This window comes from Rubellimicrobium roseum (assembly GCF_006152145.1).
GTDB classification, from domain to species: Bacteria; Pseudomonadota; Alphaproteobacteria; order Rhodobacterales; family Rhodobacteraceae; genus Rubellimicrobium; species Rubellimicrobium roseum.
On sequence record NZ_VDFV01000005.1, the window covers coordinates 32,325 to 52,713 of the forward strand.

The window sequence follows — 20,389 nt, forward strand, 5'->3', positions numbered from 1 at the left end:
CAGCCCCCGCATCTCCCAACCGAGGGCTCGCGCTTCGGGGTCGCCTTACAGCTCCTCGCGTCCTGCGACGTGCCGCATGGCTTCCCCGATCTCGCGCACCAGCGTCCCAGCCATGCTCCGCATCCCCAGGACCTCGTAGGCCTGCGGCCCCGTCCGCAGCAGCGTTGCGCTCATGTGGTTGAGCAGCGTCCGCGCTGTCGCCCCTTCCGGGAAGGCCACGTCCCGCAGGTCGAGCGGCACCAGCCGCGCCAGCACGTCGCGCGCGGCCAGGCCCTCCAGTGCCACGGCCACGATCCCGTCGCCCTGCTCCACCACGGCAGCGAGCCCCGACAGATCAGGCGGCACCCCTCCGACCAGCAGCGCCCGCCCCGGCCCGGCCCAAAGGAGCCGCACATCATCCGCCGACACGACCCGGTCCGGCGCGGGAAGAGCGACGCCCAGCTTCTCGGCCAACGCCCCGGCCCGTCCGGCAAAGGGCGCGATGGACCAGACCGGCCCCAGGACGACCTCCGACAGCGTCGCGCCCCCGACCGAGAGCGGCAGCCCCAGCCCCTGCGCGGGACTCGCCTCCAGCAGCCTAACCACGCATCCGCCCTCCCTCGGGGTCGAGGAACACCGGCTCCGTTACCTCGACCAGCGTCTCCACGGCCCGCATCGCGTCCACGAGCCGCACCACTTCGCCGTGCCGCGCCCGGCCGCCTTTCAGGAACCCAAGCCCCAGCGCCGTCTCGAAGGTTGGCGACCAGCAGGCCGAGGTGACGTAGCCCTGCCCGTTCTCGCGCATCGCCGCCGCGTCGCGCCCGTAGAGATGCGCCCCGGCGGTGATCTGCCCTGTCCGCACCAAGGGCCGGAGCCCCACGAGCTGCTCGCGGTTCTCGTCCAGAAGCCCCGGCCGGCGGGACGAGGCCCAGCCCACGCAGTCCTTTCCCTTGGCGACCATCCGCTCCATCCCGATGTCGAAGGCCGTGGTCCGCCCGTGGATCTCGGCATGGGTGATGAACCCCTTCTCGATCCGCAGAACATTGAGCGCCTCGAGCCCATAGGCCCCGCCGCCCAAGCTTTCGGCCTGCGCGACCAGCAGCCGCCAGAGCGAGGCGCCGTAGCGCGCCGGCACGGCGATCTCATAGGCCCGCTCGCCCGAGAAGCTGATGCGGAACACGCGCCCCGGCACGCCCAGCACGGCGGCCTCCGCGCAACCCATGTAGGGGAGCCGCTCGTCTGACAGGTCCGCCTCCACGACGGCCTGCACCATCTCGCGCGACCAAGGCCCGGCGATCGATACCTGCGCCCACTGCTCCGTCACAGACACGCATTGCACGTCGAAATCGGGCCGCAGCACCTGCGCCACGAAGTCGAGATGCCGCATAACCTGCGCGGCCGCGGCCGTCGTGGTGGTCACGACGTAGTGCTGAAGCCCCAGCCGCGCGCAGGTGCCGTCGTCCATGACGAAGCCATCCTCGCGCAGCATGAGCCCGTAGCGCACCTTCCCCACCGGCAGCGTCGACATCGTGTTGGAGTAGACGAAATCGAGGAAGGCCGCCGCGTCCGGCCCCTGCACGTCGATCTTGCCCAGCGTGGAAACGTCGCAGACACCCACGCTGTGTCGGACCATCGCCACCTCGCGGTCGCAGGCCTGCCGCCAACTCAGCTCCCCCGGCCGGGGGAAGTACGACGGCCGATACCAGAGCCCCGCCTCGATCATCGGCGCACCGCGCTGCAGGGCCGCCTGATGCGAGGTGGTCAGCCGCTGCGGCGCGAAGCCCACCCCCTGCCCTCCCGCGCCCATGGCCGAGATCGACACGGGCGTATAGGGCGGGCGGAACGTCGTCGTCCCGGTGGAGGCGACGGGGCTGCCCAGAGCCTCAGCCAGCACGGCCAAGGCCGGCACGTTTGACGTTTTACCCTGGTCCGTTGCCATCCCCAGCGTCGTGTAGCGCTTCATGTGCTCCACGCTTTGGAACCCTTCCTGCGCCGACAGCCGGATGTCCTTGACAGTGACATCGTTCTGGAAGTCCACGAACTGCCGACCGCCCGACGCCAGAACGAAGGGCCCGACCGTGCCGGCTTCGCCCTCAGCCTCCGGCACCTCCACCGGCGGCACCGCAAGCCCCAGCGCCTCCAGCGATTCGCCCGCCGCCCGCAGACCGTCGCGCAGGCACCCGGCGGTCGAAAAGACCCCGTTCGCCGCCCCGCACGCCACCAGCCCCGGCACGGCCCCCTCGCGCGGCAGGAAAGCTTGCAGCCGCTCGTCCCAGGCCGGCTTGCCGCCCAGATGGCAGGTCAGGTGCACCGCGGGCGACCAGCCGCCCGAGACCGCGAGACCGTCCACCTCGAACTCGCGCCGCCCCCCGACGCCCTCGACGGTGACCGCCGCAAGCCCGAGCCGCCCTCGCGTCCCGACCACCCGCGCGCCGGTCATCACGGGGAAGCCCGCCTCCTCGATCCGTGCCTCGCCGCGCGTGTCGATCAGGGCCGCGACCTTCAGCCCCGCCGCCGCGAGGTCCCGCGCCGTGCGGTGTGCGTCGTCGTTGTTGCCGTAGACGGCGATGCGCGGCCCCGGAACCACGCCCCAGCGGTTGAGGTAGGTCCGCACCGATCCCGCCAGCATCACGCCTGGCCGGTCGTTGTCGGGGAAGGCCAGCGGCCGCTCGATGGCTCCAGCCGCCAGCACCGCCCGCTTCGCCACGATGCGCCAGAAGCACTCGACGGGCCGATGCGCCACGGGGGCGCGATGTAGGCCCACCCGCTCCAGAGCCCCATAGGTGCCGCCGTCGTAAGCGCCCGTCACGGTCGTTCGCGGCAGGAGCCGGACGTTGGGCATCTCGCGCAGTTCGGCGACCACGCCGTCGGCCCACAGATGCGGGGCGCGCCCCTCGACCGGATCGACCTCCGCCAGGAGCCGCCCACCCATCCGCGCCCCCTCGTCCGCGAGGATTACGTCCGCGCCCGCCCGCGCCGCCACCAGCGCCGCCATCAGCCCTGCCGGCCCCGCCCCGATCACAAGGAGGTCGCAGTGGGCCCAGGCCTTCTCGAACGGCGCATCGTCCGCGTGCCCCGAGAGCCGCCCGAGCCCCGCCGCTCGCCGGATGACAGGCTCGTAGAGGCGTTCCCACAAGGTGCGGGGCCACATGAAGGTCTTGTAATAGAACCCCGCCCCCAGGAACGGGTCGAGCAGATCATTCACGCCCATCGCGTCAATGGCGAGCGAAGGCCAGGCGTTCTGGCTGCGGGCGCTCATCCCGTCCCAGATCTCCTGCACCGTGGCGCGGGTGTTGGGCACGCCTTCCACCGTCACGAGCGCGTTGGGCTCCTCGCTCCCCGCGCTCAGCACGCCCCGGGGGCGATGATACTTGAAAGACCGCGCGACCAGCCGCACCCCCTCGCCCATCAGCGCCGAGGCCAGCGTGTCGCCGTCCCGCCCCGCATGGCCTTTTCCGTCAAAGGTGAAGGGCACCAGCCGGGCATCCTGCGTGAGTCCCCTGCCCGGAACCCTCATCGCGCCGCCTCCCGGGCGAGCGTCACGCCGTGGACGGCGTGCGTGACCGTGTCCCTTTCCACCACCACCCAGGCGCCGCAGGGGTCGTGGTGCCAGATCTCGTGCAGCCGTCCCGCCGGGTTGTCGCGCAGGTGCACGTAGTCGTGCCACGCCAGGGGCCCGGCGTCGCGCCCGGGCCGGCGCAGCGAGGTGTCGTCCCCCTGCACCGTGAACTCGCGGCGATCCCTATCGCCGCAGAACGGACAGGCGACCCTCATGCGCACACCCCCCTCAACTTGGTCCAAATACGCATTCCGACCCTGGCCCCCCGCGCGCCTAGTGCAGCGAATGCTGCGCGCCCGTCCCTTCCTCGTCCATGATCCCGCGGCCCGTGGCGAAGCGGTCCAGCCTGAACCGCGCCGCGACCGCGTGCGGCTGCCCCGTCGCCATCAGGTGCGCCATGCACCATCCCGATGCCGGCACCGCCTTGAAGCCCCCGTAGTTCCAGCCGCAGTTCAGGAACAGCCCGTCGATGTGGGTCCGGTCGATGATGGGGGAGCCGTCCGGGCTCATGTCCATGATCCCGCCCCAGGACCGCAGCACCCGCGCACGCCCGATCATCGGCATCAGCGTCATGCCGGCCTCCATGACGTGCTCGACCATCGGCAGGTTGCCTCGCGCGGCGTAGCTCGCGTAGAAGTCGAGGTCGCCGCCGAAGACAAGCCCGCCCTTGTCCGACTGCGAGATGTAGAAGTGCCCCATGCCGAAGCTGATGACGTGATGGATCACCGGCTTCAGCCCCTCGGTCACGAAGGCCTGCAGGATGTGGCTCTCGATGGGCAGGCGCATCCCGGCCATGGCGGCGACCTGGCTCGACCGCCCGGCGACCACGATTCCCACCTTGGGCGCCCGGATAGGCCCCCGCGTGGTCTGCACGCCGACGACGCGGCTGCCTTCGACGTCGATCCCCGTGACCTCGCAGTTCTGGATCAGGTCCACGCCCCGCCGGTCCGCGCCCCGGGCATAGCCCCAGGCCACCGCGTCGTGCCGCGCCGTGCCGCCTCGCGGATGCAGGAGCCCCCCGTGAATGGGAAACCGCGCGTTGTCGAAGTCGAGATAGGGCAGATGCTCCCGCACCCCCTCGCGGTCCAGCAGGATCGCGTCGTCCCCTTGCGCCGCCATCGCGTTGCCGCGCCGCACGAAGGCGTCCCGCTGCCCGTCCGAATGGAACAGGTTGATGAGCCCGCGCTGCGAATGCATGACGTTGTAGTTGAGTTCCGCCTCCAGCCCTTCCCATAGCTTGAGGGAGTGCGAGTAGAATTCGGAGTTCCCCGGCAGGAAGTAGTTGGCCCGCACGATGGTCGTGTTGCGCCCGACGTTGCCGCCACCGAGATACCCCTTCTCCAGCACCGCGACGTTGGTGATGCCGTGATTGCGCGCGAGATAGTAGGCGGTCGAAAGCCCGTGCCCGCCGCCGCCGATCACGATCGCGTCGTAGTCGGGCCTAGGCACTGGGTCGCGCCAAGCCCGCGTCCAGCCCGCGTTCCCCCGCAGCCCCTCGCGGATCAGGCGTAATCCCGAATAGCGCATCGACTGCCCCCCTCTGCGGTTCGTTTGACCCGACCCTCCCGTCAAAGGCAACGCCCGGACCGACAGGCCCGGGCACCCTGATGTCGCATCCGGCTTCCTCAGCGGGCGAGTCGGAAGGTCACCAACTCTGGCGTGGCGCCCGGCGGGGGCGGACAGGGCACGAAATCGCCGTTGCTCGTCCCGTCGATTGCGCCGCCCGAAATGATCGAGACGCCTCGTCCCGAATTGTCCTTTGCGCCGAACTGGGCAGCGAAGTGGACCGGGCCCAGGGTTCGAATCGTCCCACCCCGGAAGGTCAGCTTCGCGGCCGCCTTCACGCCGCCGCGGGTCAGCAGCATGGCCCCGCCATTCCCGTCGCAGTCCCCGTCCTGCCCGATCTCCGGGCCGCTGTTCCCGCCCCCGCTCATGTGGAAGGCGCTATCGCTTTCGTTCGTAGAATAGACGATGACGTCCTCGAGGTTCACGTCGCCATCGAGGTTCACCTCGCAGTCGGTGACAAGGACGACGCCCCGAAACGTGGTCGCGCCTCCACCGGCCGACATTTTGATGCCCCCGCCACTGCCGCCGCCGCCGCCGTTGCCGCCGCCGCCGTTGCTGCCGCCGCCGTTGCTGCCACTGCCGTTGCTGCCGCCGCCGTTGCTGGCACTGCCGCTGTCGCTGGCACCGCTGCCATTGTTGCCGTTGCCGCCACTATTGCCGCTGCCGTTACCGGCAGAAGGCGTCGCGTCCTCCTTGCCGGTGTCCTTTTCGTTCTTGGCGAAGCGCTTGCCCCGCGCGGTGGGGGACTCGGAGCCTGCCTTCAGGGCTGGTTCCGCCCCGCGCCCCAGCGATCCGGTGCTCTCGGCCCCCGTGCTGGCGCCGCAGGAGACGTGGTAAATCCTGCCCGGCGAGAGGTCCGCCGGCGTGAGGGAGGACGAAGTGATCGTCTCGATCACGCTGGAGGTGATGAAGGACGGGTCTGAACCACCGAGGATCTCCTGAACGTCGCCGTAAAGGTCTTGGGCCGTCTCCACGCTGGTCCCAGTCCGTCTCAACGGGTTCAGCAGCTCGTCGAGATCATAGGAGGCGTTGCGGCGCGCATCCCAGAGGCCGGGATTGTGCTTGTCCCAGTCCGACTTGGTGTCGCCGCCGCCCGAGGGGTTCATGCGCGAGATGTCGGGCATGGCGAAAATGGCCCCCTCCTCGACCTCGTTGCCGTGCCGGACCTGCACGACGTCATCGGAATAGAAGCAAAAGTCCGCCGCAACCTTGTTGTTCGACCGGACCTCGACCTCGCCCATCGCGAAGATGCCCTGCAGTTCGGCGCAGGGGTCGCCGATGGCGGTGAACACTGATTCGGCCCGCACGTCCATCTCGCGCACGCCCACGATGCGGAACAGGAAGGTCGCCACCGGATTGCCCGAGCTCTGCGCGCGCTCGACGCGGACCCGCACGGCGTCGGTGCTGTCGACGACGGGCGTGAAGGCCGCCGTGGCCGCGTCGTAGGTACCGAAGGTGATGTCGGAGGCATCGATGACGCCGCCGAAGGTCTCAGGCGGCAGCGAATGCCGCAGGATCGCGATGGCGCGCTGCTTGGCCTGGGACTCGCTCAGATCCTCTTGCCACCGCGTGTAGAGCGCGGCGTGGGCGGCGGCGTCGGAGGCGGCCTGCAACTGCGCACGGGCGGCGTAGACATGCGTCACGTCCAGCGCGACCGCCCCAATGGCGCAGCAGGTGGCGAAGGTGAACAGGCCGTAGATCGCCATGCTGCCCTGTTCGTCGCGGGCGAAGCGGCGCAGCCGGTCGGACAGGAGGCGGCGCAAGGATGCCATCGGCGTCACTCCACGTAATGCTGGGCGCTGAGATTGATGGTCCAGTTGGCCGGCACGCCCAGCGAGTTGAAGCGCACGACGTCCCGCACCGGAATCGCCATGTCGGTCTGCACCAGCATCCCGTCCTGCACGAGTTGCGTGCGCACCGTCGCCCCCGGGCTGAAGCTGCGGAAGCGTTCCTTGATCCAAGCGGCCACGTCGTCGGTGTCCTCCAGGCGCTGCGTCGAGTAGGCGCGGTTGGCGTCCTGGATGATGCGGAAGGCCTGGGCCTTGGCGAAGAAAGCCAGCGAGGCGTCGGCGATCAGCAGCATGAGCCAGAAGATCACGGGGAACCACAGCACCGTCTCGATGGTGACGGAGCCCTCCTCCTCCCGCGCGAAGCGCCTGAGGAACCTGCACGGACGTGAACGCATCAGCGGCTCTCCTTGTCACCCCGGCCCGAGGGCAGTTTGCACTCCCCGTGGTTTCCGCCGAATTAATGCCGAGGAAATGGACAATCGTGCGGCGGCGGCATGAAGCTTCGGCGGCTCCATGCGGCCGAAAGCGGCTCGCCGGCGCCTCCCAAAAGGCGCTGGGGCGCTGGCGCGACCTTCGTGGCCGATGACCACCAAGGACCTGATGCCGCCGCGCAAGGGGCCGACACGGCGTCGCGCCCCGGGATCGGCTGATCGGCTAGAGCACGAGGCGGGCGTAGGGGACCGAGATGTTCAGCTCCATCCCACGGCCGCCGCACGAGGCCATGACCATATTGGCCGTCCCGGAGATCTCCCCCGCGGACACGATGGAGATCCCCCTGACCCCATTGCCGTTCGCGGTGAAGTTTACATCCTTCAAGGTGATGAACTGCCCGCCGTAGATCCCCATGTCGGACGCGAACTTGATCCCGCCCATGGTCAGGACCTGAGAGCCGCCGCCCGGGGCGCAGACGTCCGACGGCGTATATTCTCCGATGCGCGCGCCGTTGCTCGCGTTGACCGAGTCCGCCTGGGTGTTCGTCGTGGCCAGGATGGAGCTTTCAACCGACGTGCCCGAACCCAGGCTGATCTGGCAATCGGTCACGATGACGACGTTCCGGAGCTTGAGGGCCCCGTTCTTGCCGATGTCGAGGGTCTGGTTGGACGAGCATCCGAAGTAGGTGTAGACGCCCGAGTCCAGCGCCTTGGTGATCTGCCGGCTGGGCAGGGACGTCGGCGTGCGATTGGTCGTGATCGCGGGATTGATGAACTTGGCCTCGCCTTTCCGGAGGCTCTGGATGATCTCGGGCAGACGGGTCAGCAGCGGCAGGGCGTACTGGTCGGCGCCGAGCGCTTCGGGCAGGCACTCGTTGCCGCTCTGATAGCCGATGTTGCTCAGCCGCGGCGCCGTGATCCTTACCGATCCGCATCCCGAGGCGCGTCGAGGGAAGAACCCGTTCGACCCGATGTCGATGACCCCGTTGGAGTGCATGCAGAAGCCGGGCAGGAACTCGTTGTTCGACGTGATGTCGACGCTGACGTTGGACACGAAGCCTTCGATGAGGCAGGCCTTGTTCTCGCCCATCACAACCGCGACGCGGGTGGCGTCGAAGCTCTCCAGGCCCACCAGCGTCAGGAACGAGGTGCTGACCGCGTTCAGGCTCGACTCCGACTGGCGCACCGTGACGCGCACGGCGCCCGAGGCCCCTGCCTGCGGCGTGAAGGTCTGCGTTTCGGGATCCCAGTTGCCCCAGACCACGTCCGACGCGGCCAGGGCGCGACCGAACCGGGAAGGAGGCATGTTCGCCTGCGCGCTGCTCACCGCCGCGGCGGTCGACACCCGCTCCGAGGCGAAGCCGCGGGCCAGCATCGCCGCAAAGGCCGCGCTGTCGGCGGCGGCCTGCATCTGCACGGCCCGCGCCTGCAGGCGCGATGTATCGATGGCCAGGCCTGCCATCACCATGAGCGTGACGGTCATGAACAGGCCCAGGAAGGTCATGCCGCCGTCCTCGGAACGGAGGAAGCAGCGCAGGCCGGAGGGACGCTTCATCTCAGAACTCCCGGATCTGCTGGGCCGAGACGGTCACTCTCAGCCACGACGTGTTGGGCAGCATGCGGAACGGGCTCAGGTCCGTGGCCGGCATGTCGACGGTGCTCGTGATGGTCCGGGTGGCGCAGTTGACCTTCGCGGTGCTCGTCGCCCTGGGGCTGATTCCGCTGATCGCCGAGACGATGTAGGCCTGCGTGGCCGTGGCATCCGCGGTCTGCCCCGGATTGCAGACCATGGTGCCGTCCAGGCGGCCCAGCGCATAGCCCCGGTTCGCGTCCTGCACGATCCGCATGACCTTGGTCTGTGCGGTCGTGATCAGCGTCACCTGGACGCTGAGCACCAGGACCATGAAGAACAGGGGAATCCAGAGCACGGCCTCGATCGAGGCCGATCCCGATTCGTCCCGGGCAAAGGCCCTGAAACGGCGGGTCAACTGAGCGAACACGAGTCATCCTCCTCGGGACCGGGCTGGGCCGCCATTGAGGCCCTTCGGTGTCGAGGTTTCAGCATGACTACGGAAAATGGCATTTCTTCGGCGCGAGACGGGCGAGCCGACCCCGCGCCGCCTGCTAAAGGCCTTTGGCGCGATAGCTTTCGGCCACGCGCCCGATGGCGACCACATAGGCGGCGGTGCGCAGGTCCCCGAGCTCGGGCCGGCTGTGCCAGACCTCGCGCATGGACTGGTAGGCGGTGCGCATCGTGTCGTCGAGGCCCGAGCGCACCAGCGTCAGCTCGTCCGCTCCGCGCATGTACTGGCGCTTGAAGTCGGGGTTCAGCGTCCAGCCCAGCCCCTGGTCCTCGGACAACCGCTCCAGCTCCCGCACGAGCAGCATGTGCTCGGCCTCCTCGGCGCGCCGTTGCATCCGGCCGAAGCGGATGTGGCTGAGGTTCTTGACCCACTCGAAGTAGCTCACCGTCACGCCGCCCGCGTTGGCGTACATGTCGGGGATGACCACCGTGCCCTTGTCGCGCAGGATCTCGTCGGCGCCGGCGGTGACGGGGCCGTTGGCGGCTTCGATCACCAGGGGCGCGCGGATGCGCCCGGCGTTGCCCTTGTGGATCACCCCCTCCAGCGCGGCGGGGATGAGGATGTCGCACTCGGCCTCCAGGAGCGCCGCGCCCTCGGCGTGGAACTTGGTGCCCGGCGCGCCCTCCAGCGTCCCGTTCTTCATCATCCACTGCTTGGCCTGCTCGACGTCGATGCCCGTGTCGCACGAGATGGCGCCGTCGCGCTCGACGATGCCGACGACCAGCGCCCCGTCCTCCTCGGACAGGAACTTGGCGGCATGGTAGCCCACGTTACCCAGGCCCTGCACCACGACCCGCTTGCCCTCCAGGCCGCCCGACAGCCGGGCGCGGGCCACGTCCTCGGGGTGGCGGAAGAACTCGCGCAGCGCGTACTGGATGCCGCGTCCCGTGGCCTCCACCCGGCCGTGGATGCCACCCGAGGAGAGCGGCTTGCCGGTCACGCAGGCATTCGCGTTGATGTCGGTCGTGGCCATCCGCCGGTACTGGTCGGCGATCCAGGCCATCTCGCGCTCGCCGGTGCCCATGTCGGGGGCAGGCACGTTCTGCGCCGGGTGGATGAGGTCGCGCTTCACCAGCTCGTAGGTGAAGCGGCGGGTGATCTGCTCCAGTTCGTGAACGTCCCAGGCGCGGGGATCGATGCGAAGCCCTCCCTTCGATCCGCCGAAGGGCACCTCCACCAGCGCGCATTTGTAGGTCATGAGCGCGGCGAGCGCCTCGACCTCGTCCTGGTCGACGGCCATGGCGTAGCGGATGCCGCCCTTCACGGGCTCCATGTGCTCGGAATGGACGCTGCGGTAGCCGGTGAAGGTGTGGATCGCGCCGCGCAGCCGCACGCCGAAGCGCACCGTGTAGGTGGCGTTGCAGACCCGGATCTTCTCCTCGAGCCCCGGCGAGAGGTCCATGAAGCGAACCGCGCGCGTGAACATGAGATCCACCGAGTCGCGGAAGCTGGGCTCGGCGGCAGGCATGGCGGCGTCCTTCACGGGGCTCTCCTCGGCTGTCCTCCGACCTGTTGTAGCGCGTGATTCGTTAAAATCCCGTGCAGGCCACGCCAGCGTTTCGGAGTCTCGCCCATTCGAAAGATAGTTGCCTCATCGTTCGTGGAAATTCGCCATTATGGCTAATTTATGGCTTTCCTTAGATGTTTTCGTCAGGATCAAGGTAGGCCCGGTTGCGTCGCAGGACTCGGGCCCGTCACCCGGAGATCCTCATGCGCCACGCCGCCCGACACCTGACCGCCTGCCTCCGCGACGAAGACGGAGCCGTCTCGATGCCCTGGCTCTATGCCGGCCTTCTCGTCCTCGCCCTCGGCGCCATCGCCGGCGAGACCGACCACTCGTGGGAACGGGTGGGCTACGGCAACCTGGGGCCGCTCAGCTTCTGGCTCCCCTGACGCATGTTAAGATATTGGTAATCCTAATTTAACCCGCCCTTAGGCGGCGGGACCCATTCCTGAGGGCAGGCGGGCGCACAGGCCCGCGACTCGAAGGATGACGCCCATGCTCCCGCTCCCCCCCGCCCTCCTTGACGAGGACGGCTCCGCCCATGGCCCCGCCGTGCTCCTCCTCACGCTTCTGGCGGTCCTGCTCGCCCAGTCCACGACCGCCCAGGTGCAGGGCTTCATGGATCGCGCCTGGGACCGGATGGAGGAGCAGCTCGTCCATCTTCCCCCGCCCGCGGGTTTCGCCGGCCAGCGACCCGGCCTATGATCGGGCGATGCGCTCCCTCCTGCCTCTCCTCCTCTTGGCCGCCTGCGCCGAGTTCCCCGTGCTGGACGCCCGCATTCCCGCGGCCGAGCGCGCGGCGCCCCCGCCGCCCCTCGTGCCCCTGGACGGGGTCCTGGCGCAGGCCGAGGCGGTGCCCCCTTCGGCCCCCGCGGGCGACCTCGCCGCCCGCGCCCAGGCGGTCTCGGCCCGCGCGTCGGCCCTGCCCGCGCCGGCCGCCTCCAACGCGCGGCTCGCCGACCTCGCCGTCCGCGCCCAGGCGCTGCGCGAGGGAGGCCTTTCGGAGGCGGAGCGCGCCCGCCTGGGTGCCTCCGGCCCTTCGTTGCCATGACGAAACGGACGGGGTAACGCTCCCGCGCGTTTCCCGTCCGAAAGGTGTCCTCCCATGACCGCTCCCCTCCGCATCGGCATCGCCGGCCTCGGCACCGTGGGGGCGGGGGTGGTCCGCATCCTCCAGACGCACCGCGACCTTGTGGCCGCCCGCGCGGGGCGTCCCATCGAGATCGTCGCCGTCTCGGCCCGCGACCGGGGCCGCGACCGGGGCGTGCCGCTCGACGCCTATGCCTGGGAGGCCGACCCCGTGGCGCTCGCCCGCCGCCCGGACCTCGACGTCTTCGTGGAGCTGATGGGCGGCCACGAGGGCGCGGCCAAGGACGCGATCGAAGCCGCGCTGACCCAGGGCCGCGACGTGGTGACGGCCAACAAGGCGCTCCTCGCCCACCATGGCCAGGCGTTCGCGCGGACGGCCGAAGCCTCGGGCCGTGTCCTGCGCTTCGAGGCCGCCGTCGCGGGCGGCATCCCCGTCATCAAGGCCCTGACCGAGGGGCTCGCGGGCAACCAGATGACCCGCGTCATGGGCGTGATGAACGGCACCTGCAACTACATCCTGACCCGGATGGAATCGGCGGGCCTTCCTTATTCCGAAGTCTTCGAGGAAGCCCGCGCCCTGGGCTACCTCGAGGCCGACCCCCGGCTCGACGTGGACGGCATCGACGCGGGCCACAAGCTGTCGCTCCTCGCGGCCATCGCCTTCGGCACGCAGGTCGCCTTCGACGCCGTGGAGCTGGAAGGCATCGGCTCGGTGACGATCGAGGACATCCGCCATGCCGCCGACATGGGCTTCCGGATCAAGCTTCTGGGCGTCGCGCAGATGACCGGCCGGGGGCTGGAGCAGCGGATGCAGCCCTGCCTCGTGCCGGCGACCTCGCCGCTGGGGCAGCTTCAGGGCGGCACCAACATGGTGGTGCTGGAAGGCGACGCCGTGGGCCAGGTCGTCCTGCGCGGCCCCGGCGCGGGGGCTGGCCCCACGGCCAGCGCCGTGCTGTCGGACCTCGTGGACATCGCGCGGGGCAATCGCCTGCCGACCTTCGGCCAGCCCGCCGCGACGCTGCGGCAGGCGCGGCCCGCCAAGGCGGCGGTCCCGGCGCCCTACTACCTGCGGCTCCAGCTCGTGGACAAGCCGGGCGCGCTGGCCAAGGTCGCGCGCGTCCTGGGCGATTCCGGCATCTCCATCGACCGAATGCGGCAGTACGGGCACGAAGACGCGACCGCCCCCGTCCTGATCGTCACCCACAAGACGACCCGCGCCGCGCTCGACGAGGCGATGGCCGCCTTCCCCGAAACCGGCGTGCTGGCGGGCGATCCGGTGGCGCTGCGCATCGAGCAGGTCTGAAGGCTTCAGCCGTCTTTGAGTCGCGCGACCTCGGCCTCCAGCTCGGCGATGCGCGACTCCAGCCGCTCCATCGCCGGGGCGATCTCCTCGGCGGTCCAGCGCGGGACGATCCCCTGCGGGCAGTTCCAGTCGAAGGCCCCGACGGCGATCACCAGCACCCGCTCGACCCGCGCGCGCCAGCGCGGGTCTTCCACGGCCGCCATCACCTCGGCCACTTCGTCGGGCTCGCCCACCCGCACCCGGCCCAGAAGCTTGAGCCTCGCGCGCCGCGGATAGTCGACGGCGAACAGCGCCACGCGGTCGTCGCCGGCGAAATTGCCCAGCGAGATGTACTGCCGGTTCCCCCGGAGGTCGGCAAAGGCGATGCGGTCCGGCCCCAGCACGCGCAGGAACCCCGGCGGCCCACCCCGGTGCTGGACATAGGGCCAGCCCGAGGCTCCCACGCTGGCGATATAGACACTGTCGCGCTGGCGCAGGAAGGCGATCTCCTCCGGGCCCAGCCGGTCCGGCTCCTCGATCTCACCTGCCTCCGGCACGCCCAGCGCGGCCGGGCTGCGCTCGCGCGCCTGCGCCGCCCGGACCTCCGGAGTGAAGAGCAGCGCCTGATAGCGTCGCGTCATGGTCGACCTCCCCCTGTCATCCTGCCCCATCCAGGCCCCCGCGCAGCCCCGACCTTGGCATGATCCGGCCCGTTAGCGCTCCCAGTCCTTCACGCGGGCGCGACCGCAGGCTACCCCTGCGCGCGACCCGATCCCAGAAGGACCCTTCCATGGCCGACCAGCCCGAATTCCACGACCGCATGCTGTCCCTGGGCCTCGCCCGGGTCTCCGAGGCCGCCGCCATCGCCTGCGCCGACCACATCGGCCGGGGCAACGAGAAGGCCGCCGACCAGGCCGCCGTCGACGGGATGCGCCGCCAGCTCAACATGCTCGACATCAAGGGCGTCGTCGTGATCGGCGAGGGCGAGCGCGACGAGGCGCCGATGCTCTACATCGGCGAGGAGGTGGGCACCGGCCAGGGCCCCGCCGTGGACATCGCGCTCGACCCGCTGGAGGGGACCACGCTCACCGCCCGCGACATGCCCAATGCGCTCGCCGTGGTCGCCATGGCCCCGCGCGGCACGCTCCTGCACGCCCCCGACGTGTACATGGAGAAGCTCGCCGTTGGGCCGGGCTACAAGCGCGGCGTGGTCACGCTCACCATGACCCCGTCCGAACGCGTCTCGGCGCTCGCATCCTCCAAGGGCGTCTCGACCCGCGACATCACCGTCTGCATCCTCGACCGGGAGCGTCACGCCGAGATGATCGCCGAGGTGCGCTCCACGGGCGCCAAGGTGCGGCTGATCACCGACGGCGACGTGGCGGGCGTCATGCACTGCGCCGAGCCGCGCACCGGCATCGACATGTACATGGGCTCGGGCGGCGCGCCCGAGGGAGTGCTGGCGGCGGCGGCGCTCAAGTGCATGGGCGGGCAGATCTACGGCAAGCTCCTGTTCCGCAACGACGACGAGAAGGCGCGGGCGACCAAGGCCGGCATCACCAACTTCGACCGCGTCTACACCCGCGACGACATGGTAACGGGCGACGTGATCTTCGCGGCGACCGGCGTGACGGACGGCTCGCTCCTCACGGGGATCAAGCGCACGCCCGAATCGATCACCGTGGAAACGGTGCTGATGCGCTCCAAGACCGGGTCGGTCCGCCGGATGAGCTACACCAACCCGATCCGCTGAGGGCTGGCGTGGCCGGGGGGCGCCGCCCCCCGCGCGTGCCGCGCTGCCCCCGGGATATTTGGGACCGAAGGAAGCAGTAATCCTTTCTTAATCTCGTTGTGCCAAGGTGGGCGCGCGGTACAGGCGGGGACGCCGATGACCGCACCGAAGGAAGGGCCGCTCCCGTCTCCAGGGCGAGGAGCGACCTGATCCGTGCCTTCCGTCGGTTCCAAACAACCCGGGGAAGTCGCCATCGGCGACGGGGGGTAGCGCCCCTCCTGCGACGGCTCACCGCCAGGGCACCCGTCACCGGCCCCTTGCCATCGATGGCACAGCCGGGCGACACCTCCCCCATGCCCGCCTTCCTCGACGTTTCCGATTCGCTCACCGGCCGCCGCTGGATCGGCCCCAGCCTCGAGGAGGACCGCCTGGCCGAGGCCATGGCCCGCGACGCCCGCCTCGACCGGGCCGTGGCCCTCACCCTCGTGCGGCGCGGCGTCGGGCCCGACCAGGCCCAGGGCTTCCTCGACCCCAAGCTCCGCGACCTGCTGCCCGACCCGCTCACGCTGCGCGACATGGCCCTGGCCGCGGACCGTCTCCTCCAGGCCGTTGACCGGCGCGAGCGCGTGGCCATCTTCGCCGACTACGACGTGGACGGCGGCGCCTCGGCGGCGCTCCTCCTCGTCTGGCTGCGCCACTTCGGCCTGCGCGCCACGCTCTACATCCCCGACCGCATCGAGGAGGGCTATGGGCCCAACGAGCCCGCCATGGCCCGCCTTGCCAGCGCCCACGACCTGATCCTCTGCGTCGACTGCGGCACGCTCTCGCACGGGCCGATCGACGCGGCGGCAGGCTGCGACGTAGTCGTGCTAGACCACCACCTGGGGGGCGAGACGCTGCCCGCCTGCCTCGCCGTGGTGAATCCCAACCGGCAGGACGAAACGGGCGACCTCGGCCACCTCTGCGCGGCCGGCGTCGTCTTCCTCCTCCTCGTCGAGGCCAACCGCCGCCTCAAGGCGGACGGCCGGCAGGGCCCCGACCTCATGGCGCTCCTCGATCTCGTGGCTTTGGCCACGGTGGCCGACGTGGCCCCGCTCACCGGCGTCAACCGCGCGCTCGTGCGACAGGGCCTCGTCGTCATGGGCCAGCGCAAGCGCCCCGGAATCGCCGCGCTCTCCGACATCGCGGGCCTCAGCACCGCGCCCACCTGCCACCACCTGGGCTATGTTCTGGGGCCCCGCGTCAACGCCGGGGGCCGCGTGGGCAAGGCCGACCTCGGCGCCCGCCTCCTCGCCACCGACGACCCGCACGAGGCGCAGGCCTTGGCCGAACTCCTTCACGCCCACAATGCCGAGCGGCGCGAGATCGAGGCCGGCGTCCAGGCCGCCGCCCTCGCCCAGGCCGAGTCGCGCGCCGATGGTCCCCTCGCCTGGGCCGCGGGCGAGGGCTGGCATCCCGGCGTCGTCGGCATCGTTGCCGCGCGCCTCAAGGAAGCGCTGAACCGTCCCTCCGTGGTGATCGCGCTCGATGGCGGCATCGGCAAGGGCTCGGCCCGCTCCGTGCCCGGCGTGGACATCGGCGCCGCGATCCAGCGCGTGGCCGCCGAAGGGCTCCTGCTGCGCGGCGGCGGCCACCGCATGGCCGCGGGCCTTACGGTCGAGCAGGACAAGCTCGCCCCCGCGATGGCGCGGTTGGCCGAACTCCTCGCGCGCCAGGGCGCCGGCGCCACCGGCCCGCGCGACCTGTCGCTGGACGGGCTGCTGATGCCCAAGGCCGCGCAGCCCCCCCTCGTCGAGACCATCGAGCGCGCGGGCCCCTTCGGCGCGGCCGCCCCTTCGCCGCGCTTCGCCTTCTCGGACCTTGCGGTCTCCATGCAGCGCATCGTCGGCAACGGGCATCTCAAGCTGGCCTTCACCGACGGGATGGGCGGGCGGCTCGATGCCATCGCCTTCGGCGCGGCCGAGGGTCCGCTGGCCAAGCTCCATCCCGGCGCGGGGCGCTTCCACGTCGCCGGAAGGCTCGAGATCAACACGTGGCAGGGCCGCCGCAACGTCCAGCTTCTCCTTGAGGACGCGGCCCCCGCCGGGCGGCGCTGACGCAAGGAAAGCGCGCGGGGCCCCTTGCCCTCCCCCGCGCCTTTGTCTAGAGAGCCCCTACCTGCCGCGGCCCGTTCGTCTATCGGTTAGGACACCAGGTTTTCAACCTGGGAAGAGGGGTTCGACTCCCCTACGGGCTGCCAGTAATCTCATGACACAGGCCGAAATGGCACGCACCGCAGCATTGATTGCGTAACCGCTTGGCAATCGTCGCACAGGTGTGGTCCAAACGGATCGAGGCCCCGCCTGACGCCCGTGTCGGGATCTGGCCGCCCGAGGCAGTCAAACGAGAACGCGAGCAGAATGGCTTTCTTCCGGATCTACGACGCGGCCGGCGTCGGCCTGAACAGTGACATCGAATCGATCTTTCCGTCCGGCGACGACTTCGACGTCACCGGCATGGACTACGACCTGCTGTCGGACGACCGCGCCCGATTCAGCGGCATGCTGGACAACGGCCTGTCGTTCCGGGCCATCGTGTCGGATATCCGCGCCGAGCCGGCCCTGCGCTCGATGGATTTCCTGAGCAACGGCGCGATGGTCATGACTCTGTCGCAGCTCCGGATACCGGTCGACGACGACTCCGGGTTCGATCGCATCCTCGCCGGCGCGGACGAGATGATCGGCAACCGCTACGCCGACGTGCTCGAAGGCGAAGGCGGCAACGACATCCTGCGGGGCGGTGGCGGCAACGACCGGCTGCGCGGCGGGGACGGCAACGACCTGCTTCAGGGCGGCGCGGGGGCGGACAAGCTCAACGGCGGCGTCGGAAAGGACCGCCTCGACGTGGGCCTCGACGCCCAGGCGGACACCATCGTCTTCTCCGGCGCCCGGCACAGCGCCGTGGGACGGGGCCGCGACGTCGTGGTGAACTTCGACAGAGGCGAGGACCACGTCGATCTGCGCGCCCTCGACGCCCGCAGCGACACCTTGGGCGACGACGCCTTTCTCTGGGGCGGCCAGACCCGGGCCGACCGCAGCCTCTGGTGGGTCGCGACCGACAGCGGCGTGATCCTCAAGGGCGACCTGGGCGGCGACGGCGACAGTCGGGCCGACTTCGAGATCATGCTCAACGGCATCGACGCGCTCTCGAAGGGCGACATCCTTCTCTGACGCCTCGGGCGGCGCGACTCTTCCGCCACGTCGCCCCGGCGCGGTCCCTCCGAGGCCCCTTGCCCTCCTCCGCGCCTTTGTCTAGAGAGCCTCCACCTGCCGCGGCCCGTTCGTCTATCGGTTAGGACACCAGGTTTTCAACCTGGGAAGAGGGGTTCGACTCCCCTACGGGCTGCCAGGCTTTCCGCGAGACATCTTCTTTGCCGCAGGCTGCCGGATCGCGTCCAGCGATCGGGCGTCGGACTGCTCGCCCAGCCGGCCCACAAGGAGCAGAGGGATCGGCCGGGGCCGGAAGACCAGTCCAAGGGCAGGGCGCACAGGGGCCAGCAGGGCACCTTCGAATCGATGGGGCGGACGGGCTGCTCCTTGGATGGCAGGGCGCAAGTTGCAAGCCGCTCAAGATATCTCCATGCGGCCCAGCCTCCGGGCGGCCTGCCCACGCCGATGGCAGCGTGGCCCGCTCCGCTTGCCCTTTTGGTCGGCTTTTCCGGCCTCCCCTTGCGCGTCCCTTCCGCGCGCCTGATCTCTCGATGGCAAGGGGGGGGGGCGACTGGCGCCCCGCCAAGGGTCGCCCAGCAGGGGACGGACAGGCATGAAGCTGTTTCAACGCACCGGAGCCCTCGGCGGCGACGACGCCGCGACGGGCCACAGCTACGGCGCCCGCGGCGGCGGCCTGCGGCGTCCGCCCGTCGCCCCGCCCGAGCCGGACGCCGCCTGGGCGCCCAGGCCGGAGGTCGCCCCTTCTCCCGATCCGGTCCACGCCGCTGCGCCCGACCACGCCCCGGACCCGGCGCAGGCCATGGCCGACCGGCTGCCCGAGCTTGCGGACCTGCCGGGCCTCGTTTCCGCCTGCCTCGCGGACCGCGACAGCGGCCTGCCGCTCGGCGCGCTGGGTGACCGGCTCGACCCCGAGGCTGTCGCCGCCAGCGCGGCCCAGACCCTGCGCACCGCTCTCCGCGTGGCCGAAGGGCTCGACACCGACGACCGGCCCGAGGAGATCCTGGCGACCTTCGGCAGCCAGATCCACCTCTTGCGCCCGCTCGATGCCGCGCCCGGGGTGCTGCTGCACCTGGTGCTCGACCGGGCGCGGACGAACCTCGGCATGGTCCGGCTACGCCTGCGCGCCCTCGACCCCTCCGCCTGAGGCCAGGGGCCCGAATGCGCGTCGCGGTGATCGGAACCGGCCCGACCGGGCGTCTCGCGGCGCTCGAACTGGCCGAGGCCGGGCACCACGTGGACCTCTTCCCCGGCGATTCCGCGCCGCCTGCCGCGCTGGGCCAGATCCATCTGGGCTTCGCCGGCCCATCGGGCAGCGAGGTGCGAGCCCTGCCCGCCGCCGCCGCGCTCGGCCCCCTGCTGGACCGCTGGCTCGGGCCCGGCTTCCTCGACCGCCACGGCGCGACCGGCTGTTTCCTCTACCTCCTGCCGCCCGATGGTCCCGCACCCGAGACGGTCCGCGCCCGCTTCGCCGCCGTATCGCGCGCCGCCGCCGACCTTTCGCTCCCCGTCGAGCTGCGTGGCTGGCGCGAGCTCACCGCACCCGAGCGCGACCGCCTGCCCCTCGGCCCGACGGTCGCCGCCTTCGCCACGCGCGAGGGCGCCTTCGACCCCGGTGCGCTCGACCTCGCCCTGGCCGAGGCGACCGCCTCCGCTCCGCGCCTGCAGCGGCGTCCCGACGCCGTCACCGCCATCTCCATCGATCCTCGGGGCCTGCGCGTCGTCACAACCGAAGGGGACGCCCTGTACGACGCTGTCCTCCACCTGCGCCCTGTCGCGCCCGGCCTCGCGTGGCACGGCCTCGAAGCCCGCAGCCCCCGGATCGGCGCGGCCCTGCCCACGCTCCGCATCCTGGGGCTCGGGGGATCGGTCGCCTTCCCCGGCACGGCCCGGCTCGCCGCCCCGTCCGAGGCGCTCCTCCTCCTCCGCGACCGTCTCGCCCCCGACGCGACCTGGGCTCCCCTGCCCGGCCCCCTCGCCGCCGACGGCCCCGAGGGTGGCCGCCTTCGCTCGCGCGGGGCTTACCACGAGGTCGAGGAGGGCGCTCCCTCGCTCTCGGCCTGGGCCGCCCACCGGGCCTGCGCGCGTATCCTGGGCGACGGAGACGCATAAACTTCCGTTGGAAAACAGACTGTTTCCTTGGGGTCACGGGGTCCGACCCCGAACC

General features: G+C 70.7%; 19 protein-coding genes and 2 tRNA genes. 11 read left to right on the forward strand and 10 right to left on the reverse strand.

Features of this window, described 5'->3' with window-relative positions; all coding sequences use genetic code 11:
- Positions 1-45: 45 nt before the first annotated feature.
- From FHG71_RS06605 to FHG71_RS06645, 9 genes are all read right to left on the reverse strand, one after another.
- Positions 46-585, reverse strand: a complete 540-nt coding sequence (locus tag FHG71_RS06605; RefSeq protein WP_139080845.1) for a sarcosine oxidase subunit gamma — start codon at positions 583-585, stop codon at positions 46-48.
- Positions 578-3,496 (reverse strand): sarcosine oxidase subunit alpha family protein, encoded by a 2,919-nt coding sequence (locus tag FHG71_RS06610; RefSeq protein WP_139080846.1) that lies wholly within the window; start codon positions 3,494-3,496, stop codon positions 578-580. Before FHG71_RS06610 ends, FHG71_RS06605 begins: the two co-directional genes overlap by 8 nt.
- A complete protein-coding gene (locus FHG71_RS06615) occupies positions 3,493-3,753 on the reverse strand; it encodes a sarcosine oxidase subunit delta (protein ID WP_139080847.1) in 261 nt (86 codons plus the stop codon). The genes FHG71_RS06610 and FHG71_RS06615 overlap by 4 nt, the downstream gene beginning before the upstream one ends.
- A gap of 58 nt (positions 3,754-3,811) precedes the next feature.
- Complete coding sequence (locus FHG71_RS06620; RefSeq protein WP_139080848.1) at positions 3,812-5,065, reverse strand: sarcosine oxidase subunit beta family protein; 1,254 nt, start codon at positions 5,063-5,065, stop codon at positions 3,812-3,814.
- 98 nt (positions 5,066-5,163) lie between these two features.
- The gene (locus tag FHG71_RS06625) at positions 5,164-6,876 is read right to left on the reverse strand and encodes a pilus assembly protein TadG-related protein (RefSeq protein ID WP_139080849.1); all 1,713 of its coding nucleotides are present in this window, start codon (positions 6,874-6,876) and stop codon (positions 5,164-5,166) included.
- Between the two features lie 5 nt (positions 6,877-6,881).
- Positions 6,882-7,289 (reverse strand): TadE/TadG family type IV pilus assembly protein, encoded by a 408-nt coding sequence (locus FHG71_RS06630; RefSeq protein ID WP_139080850.1) that lies wholly within the window; start codon positions 7,287-7,289, stop codon positions 6,882-6,884.
- 259 nt (positions 7,290-7,548) lie between these two features.
- Positions 7,549-8,880, reverse strand: a complete 1,332-nt coding sequence (locus tag FHG71_RS06635) for a pilus assembly protein TadG-related protein (protein WP_139080851.1) — start codon at positions 8,878-8,880, stop codon at positions 7,549-7,551.
- Position 8,881: 1 nt separating this feature from the next.
- On the reverse strand, positions 8,882-9,325 hold the full coding sequence (locus FHG71_RS06640; RefSeq protein ID WP_139080852.1) for a TadE/TadG family type IV pilus assembly protein: 444 nt from the start codon (positions 9,323-9,325) through the stop codon (positions 8,882-8,884).
- 124 nt (positions 9,326-9,449) lie between these two features.
- Entirely contained in the window at positions 9,450-10,877 is a 1,428-nt protein-coding gene (locus FHG71_RS06645) for a Glu/Leu/Phe/Val family dehydrogenase (protein ID WP_139080990.1), read from the reverse strand.
- 242 nt (positions 10,878-11,119) lie between these two features.
- On the opposite strand from FHG71_RS06645, the gene FHG71_RS06650 reads away from it, so the two are divergent.
- The 4 genes from FHG71_RS06650 (at position 11,120) to FHG71_RS06665 (ending at position 13,305) form a co-directional block, all read left to right on the forward strand.
- Entirely contained in the window at positions 11,120-11,302 is a 183-nt protein-coding gene (locus FHG71_RS06650) for a hypothetical protein (RefSeq protein ID WP_139080853.1), read from the forward strand.
- A gap of 106 nt (positions 11,303-11,408) precedes the next feature.
- Positions 11,409-11,618: a hypothetical protein gene (locus tag FHG71_RS06655; RefSeq protein WP_139080854.1), complete on the forward strand. Its 210-nt coding sequence runs from the start codon at positions 11,409-11,411 to the stop codon at positions 11,616-11,618.
- Between the two features lie 7 nt (positions 11,619-11,625).
- Positions 11,626-11,964: a hypothetical protein gene (locus FHG71_RS06660; RefSeq protein ID WP_176559315.1), complete on the forward strand. Its 339-nt coding sequence runs from the start codon at positions 11,626-11,628 to the stop codon at positions 11,962-11,964.
- Positions 11,965-12,018: 54 nt separating this feature from the next.
- Entirely contained in the window at positions 12,019-13,305 is a 1,287-nt protein-coding gene (locus FHG71_RS06665; protein WP_139080855.1) for a homoserine dehydrogenase, read from the forward strand.
- Between the two features lie 5 nt (positions 13,306-13,310).
- Here the strand turns inward: FHG71_RS06665 and FHG71_RS06670 are convergent, their stop codons facing one another.
- Positions 13,311-13,925: a pyridoxamine 5'-phosphate oxidase family protein gene (locus tag FHG71_RS06670; protein ID WP_139080856.1), complete on the reverse strand. Its 615-nt coding sequence runs from the start codon at positions 13,923-13,925 to the stop codon at positions 13,311-13,313.
- Positions 13,926-14,074: 149 nt separating this feature from the next.
- On the opposite strand from FHG71_RS06670, the gene glpX reads away from it, so the two are divergent.
- The 7 genes from glpX (at position 14,075) to FHG71_RS06705 (ending at position 20,334) form a co-directional block, all read left to right on the forward strand.
- Positions 14,075-15,037 carry a class II fructose-bisphosphatase gene (gene glpX / locus FHG71_RS06675; protein ID WP_139080857.1) on the forward strand — a complete coding sequence of 321 codons (963 nt, stop codon included), beginning with the start codon at positions 14,075-14,077 and terminating at the stop codon, positions 15,035-15,037.
- Positions 15,038-15,369: 332 nt separating this feature from the next.
- Positions 15,370-17,112 (forward strand): single-stranded-DNA-specific exonuclease RecJ, encoded by a 1,743-nt coding sequence (recJ, locus tag FHG71_RS06680; RefSeq protein ID WP_139080858.1) that lies wholly within the window; start codon positions 15,370-15,372, stop codon positions 17,110-17,112.
- Positions 17,113-17,180: 68 nt separating this feature from the next.
- Positions 17,181-17,255: transfer RNA gene (locus FHG71_RS06685), tRNA-Glu, on the forward strand.
- 160 nt (positions 17,256-17,415) lie between these two features.
- Positions 17,416-18,225: a calcium-binding protein gene (locus FHG71_RS06690; protein ID WP_139080859.1), complete on the forward strand. Its 810-nt coding sequence runs from the start codon at positions 17,416-17,418 to the stop codon at positions 18,223-18,225.
- 103 nt (positions 18,226-18,328) lie between these two features.
- Positions 18,329-18,403, forward strand: a tRNA-Glu gene (locus tag FHG71_RS06695).
- 414 nt (positions 18,404-18,817) lie between these two features.
- Positions 18,818-19,369: a roadblock/LC7 domain-containing protein gene (locus FHG71_RS06700; protein WP_139080860.1), complete on the forward strand. Its 552-nt coding sequence runs from the start codon at positions 18,818-18,820 to the stop codon at positions 19,367-19,369.
- Between the two features lie 14 nt (positions 19,370-19,383).
- Positions 19,384-20,334, forward strand: a complete 951-nt coding sequence (locus FHG71_RS06705) for an FAD-dependent oxidoreductase (protein ID WP_139080861.1) — start codon at positions 19,384-19,386, stop codon at positions 20,332-20,334.
- Positions 20,335-20,389: the final 55 nt, after the last annotated feature.

Bases quoted from the DNA above. Each gene is read 5' to 3' on its own strand.
- FHG71_RS06610 (WP_139080846.1), bottom strand. From the start codon at position 3,496: ATGAGGGTTCCGGGCAGGGGACTCACGCAGGATGCCCGGCTGGTGCCC.
- FHG71_RS06615 (WP_139080847.1), bottom strand. From the start codon at position 3,753: ATGAGGGTCGCCTGTCCGTTCTGCGGCGATAGGGATCGCCGCGAGTTC.
- FHG71_RS06620 (WP_139080848.1), bottom strand. From the start codon at position 5,065: ATGCGCTATTCGGGATTACGCCTGATCCGCGAGGGGCTGCGGGGGAAC.
- FHG71_RS06625 (WP_139080849.1), bottom strand. From the start codon at position 6,876: ATGGCATCCTTGCGCCGCCTCCTGTCCGACCGGCTGCGCCGCTTCGCC.
- FHG71_RS06630 (WP_139080850.1), bottom strand. From the start codon at position 7,289: ATGCGTTCACGTCCGTGCAGGTTCCTCAGGCGCTTCGCGCGGGAGGAG.
- FHG71_RS06635 (WP_139080851.1), bottom strand. From the start codon at position 8,880: ATGAAGCGTCCCTCCGGCCTGCGCTGCTTCCTCCGTTCCGAGGACGGC.
- FHG71_RS06645 (WP_139080990.1), bottom strand. From the start codon at position 10,877: ATGCCTGCCGCCGAGCCCAGCTTCCGCGACTCGGTGGATCTCATGTTC.
- FHG71_RS06650 (WP_139080853.1), top strand. From the start codon at position 11,120: ATGCGCCACGCCGCCCGACACCTGACCGCCTGCCTCCGCGACGAAGAC.
- FHG71_RS06655 (WP_139080854.1), top strand. From the start codon at position 11,409: ATGCTCCCGCTCCCCCCCGCCCTCCTTGACGAGGACGGCTCCGCCCAT.
- FHG71_RS06660 (WP_176559315.1), top strand. From the start codon at position 11,626: ATGCGCTCCCTCCTGCCTCTCCTCCTCTTGGCCGCCTGCGCCGAGTTC.
- FHG71_RS06665 (WP_139080855.1), top strand. From the start codon at position 12,019: ATGACCGCTCCCCTCCGCATCGGCATCGCCGGCCTCGGCACCGTGGGG.
- FHG71_RS06670 (WP_139080856.1), bottom strand. From the start codon at position 13,925: ATGACGCGACGCTATCAGGCGCTGCTCTTCACTCCGGAGGTCCGGGCG.
- glpX (WP_139080857.1), top strand. From the start codon at position 14,075: ATGGCCGACCAGCCCGAATTCCACGACCGCATGCTGTCCCTGGGCCTC.
- recJ (WP_139080858.1), top strand. From the start codon at position 15,370: ATGCCCGCCTTCCTCGACGTTTCCGATTCGCTCACCGGCCGCCGCTGG.
- FHG71_RS06690 (WP_139080859.1), top strand. From the start codon at position 17,416: ATGGCTTTCTTCCGGATCTACGACGCGGCCGGCGTCGGCCTGAACAGT.
- FHG71_RS06700 (WP_139080860.1), top strand. From the start codon at position 18,818: ATGAAGCTGTTTCAACGCACCGGAGCCCTCGGCGGCGACGACGCCGCG.
- FHG71_RS06705 (WP_139080861.1), top strand. From the start codon at position 19,384: ATGCGCGTCGCGGTGATCGGAACCGGCCCGACCGGGCGTCTCGCGGCG.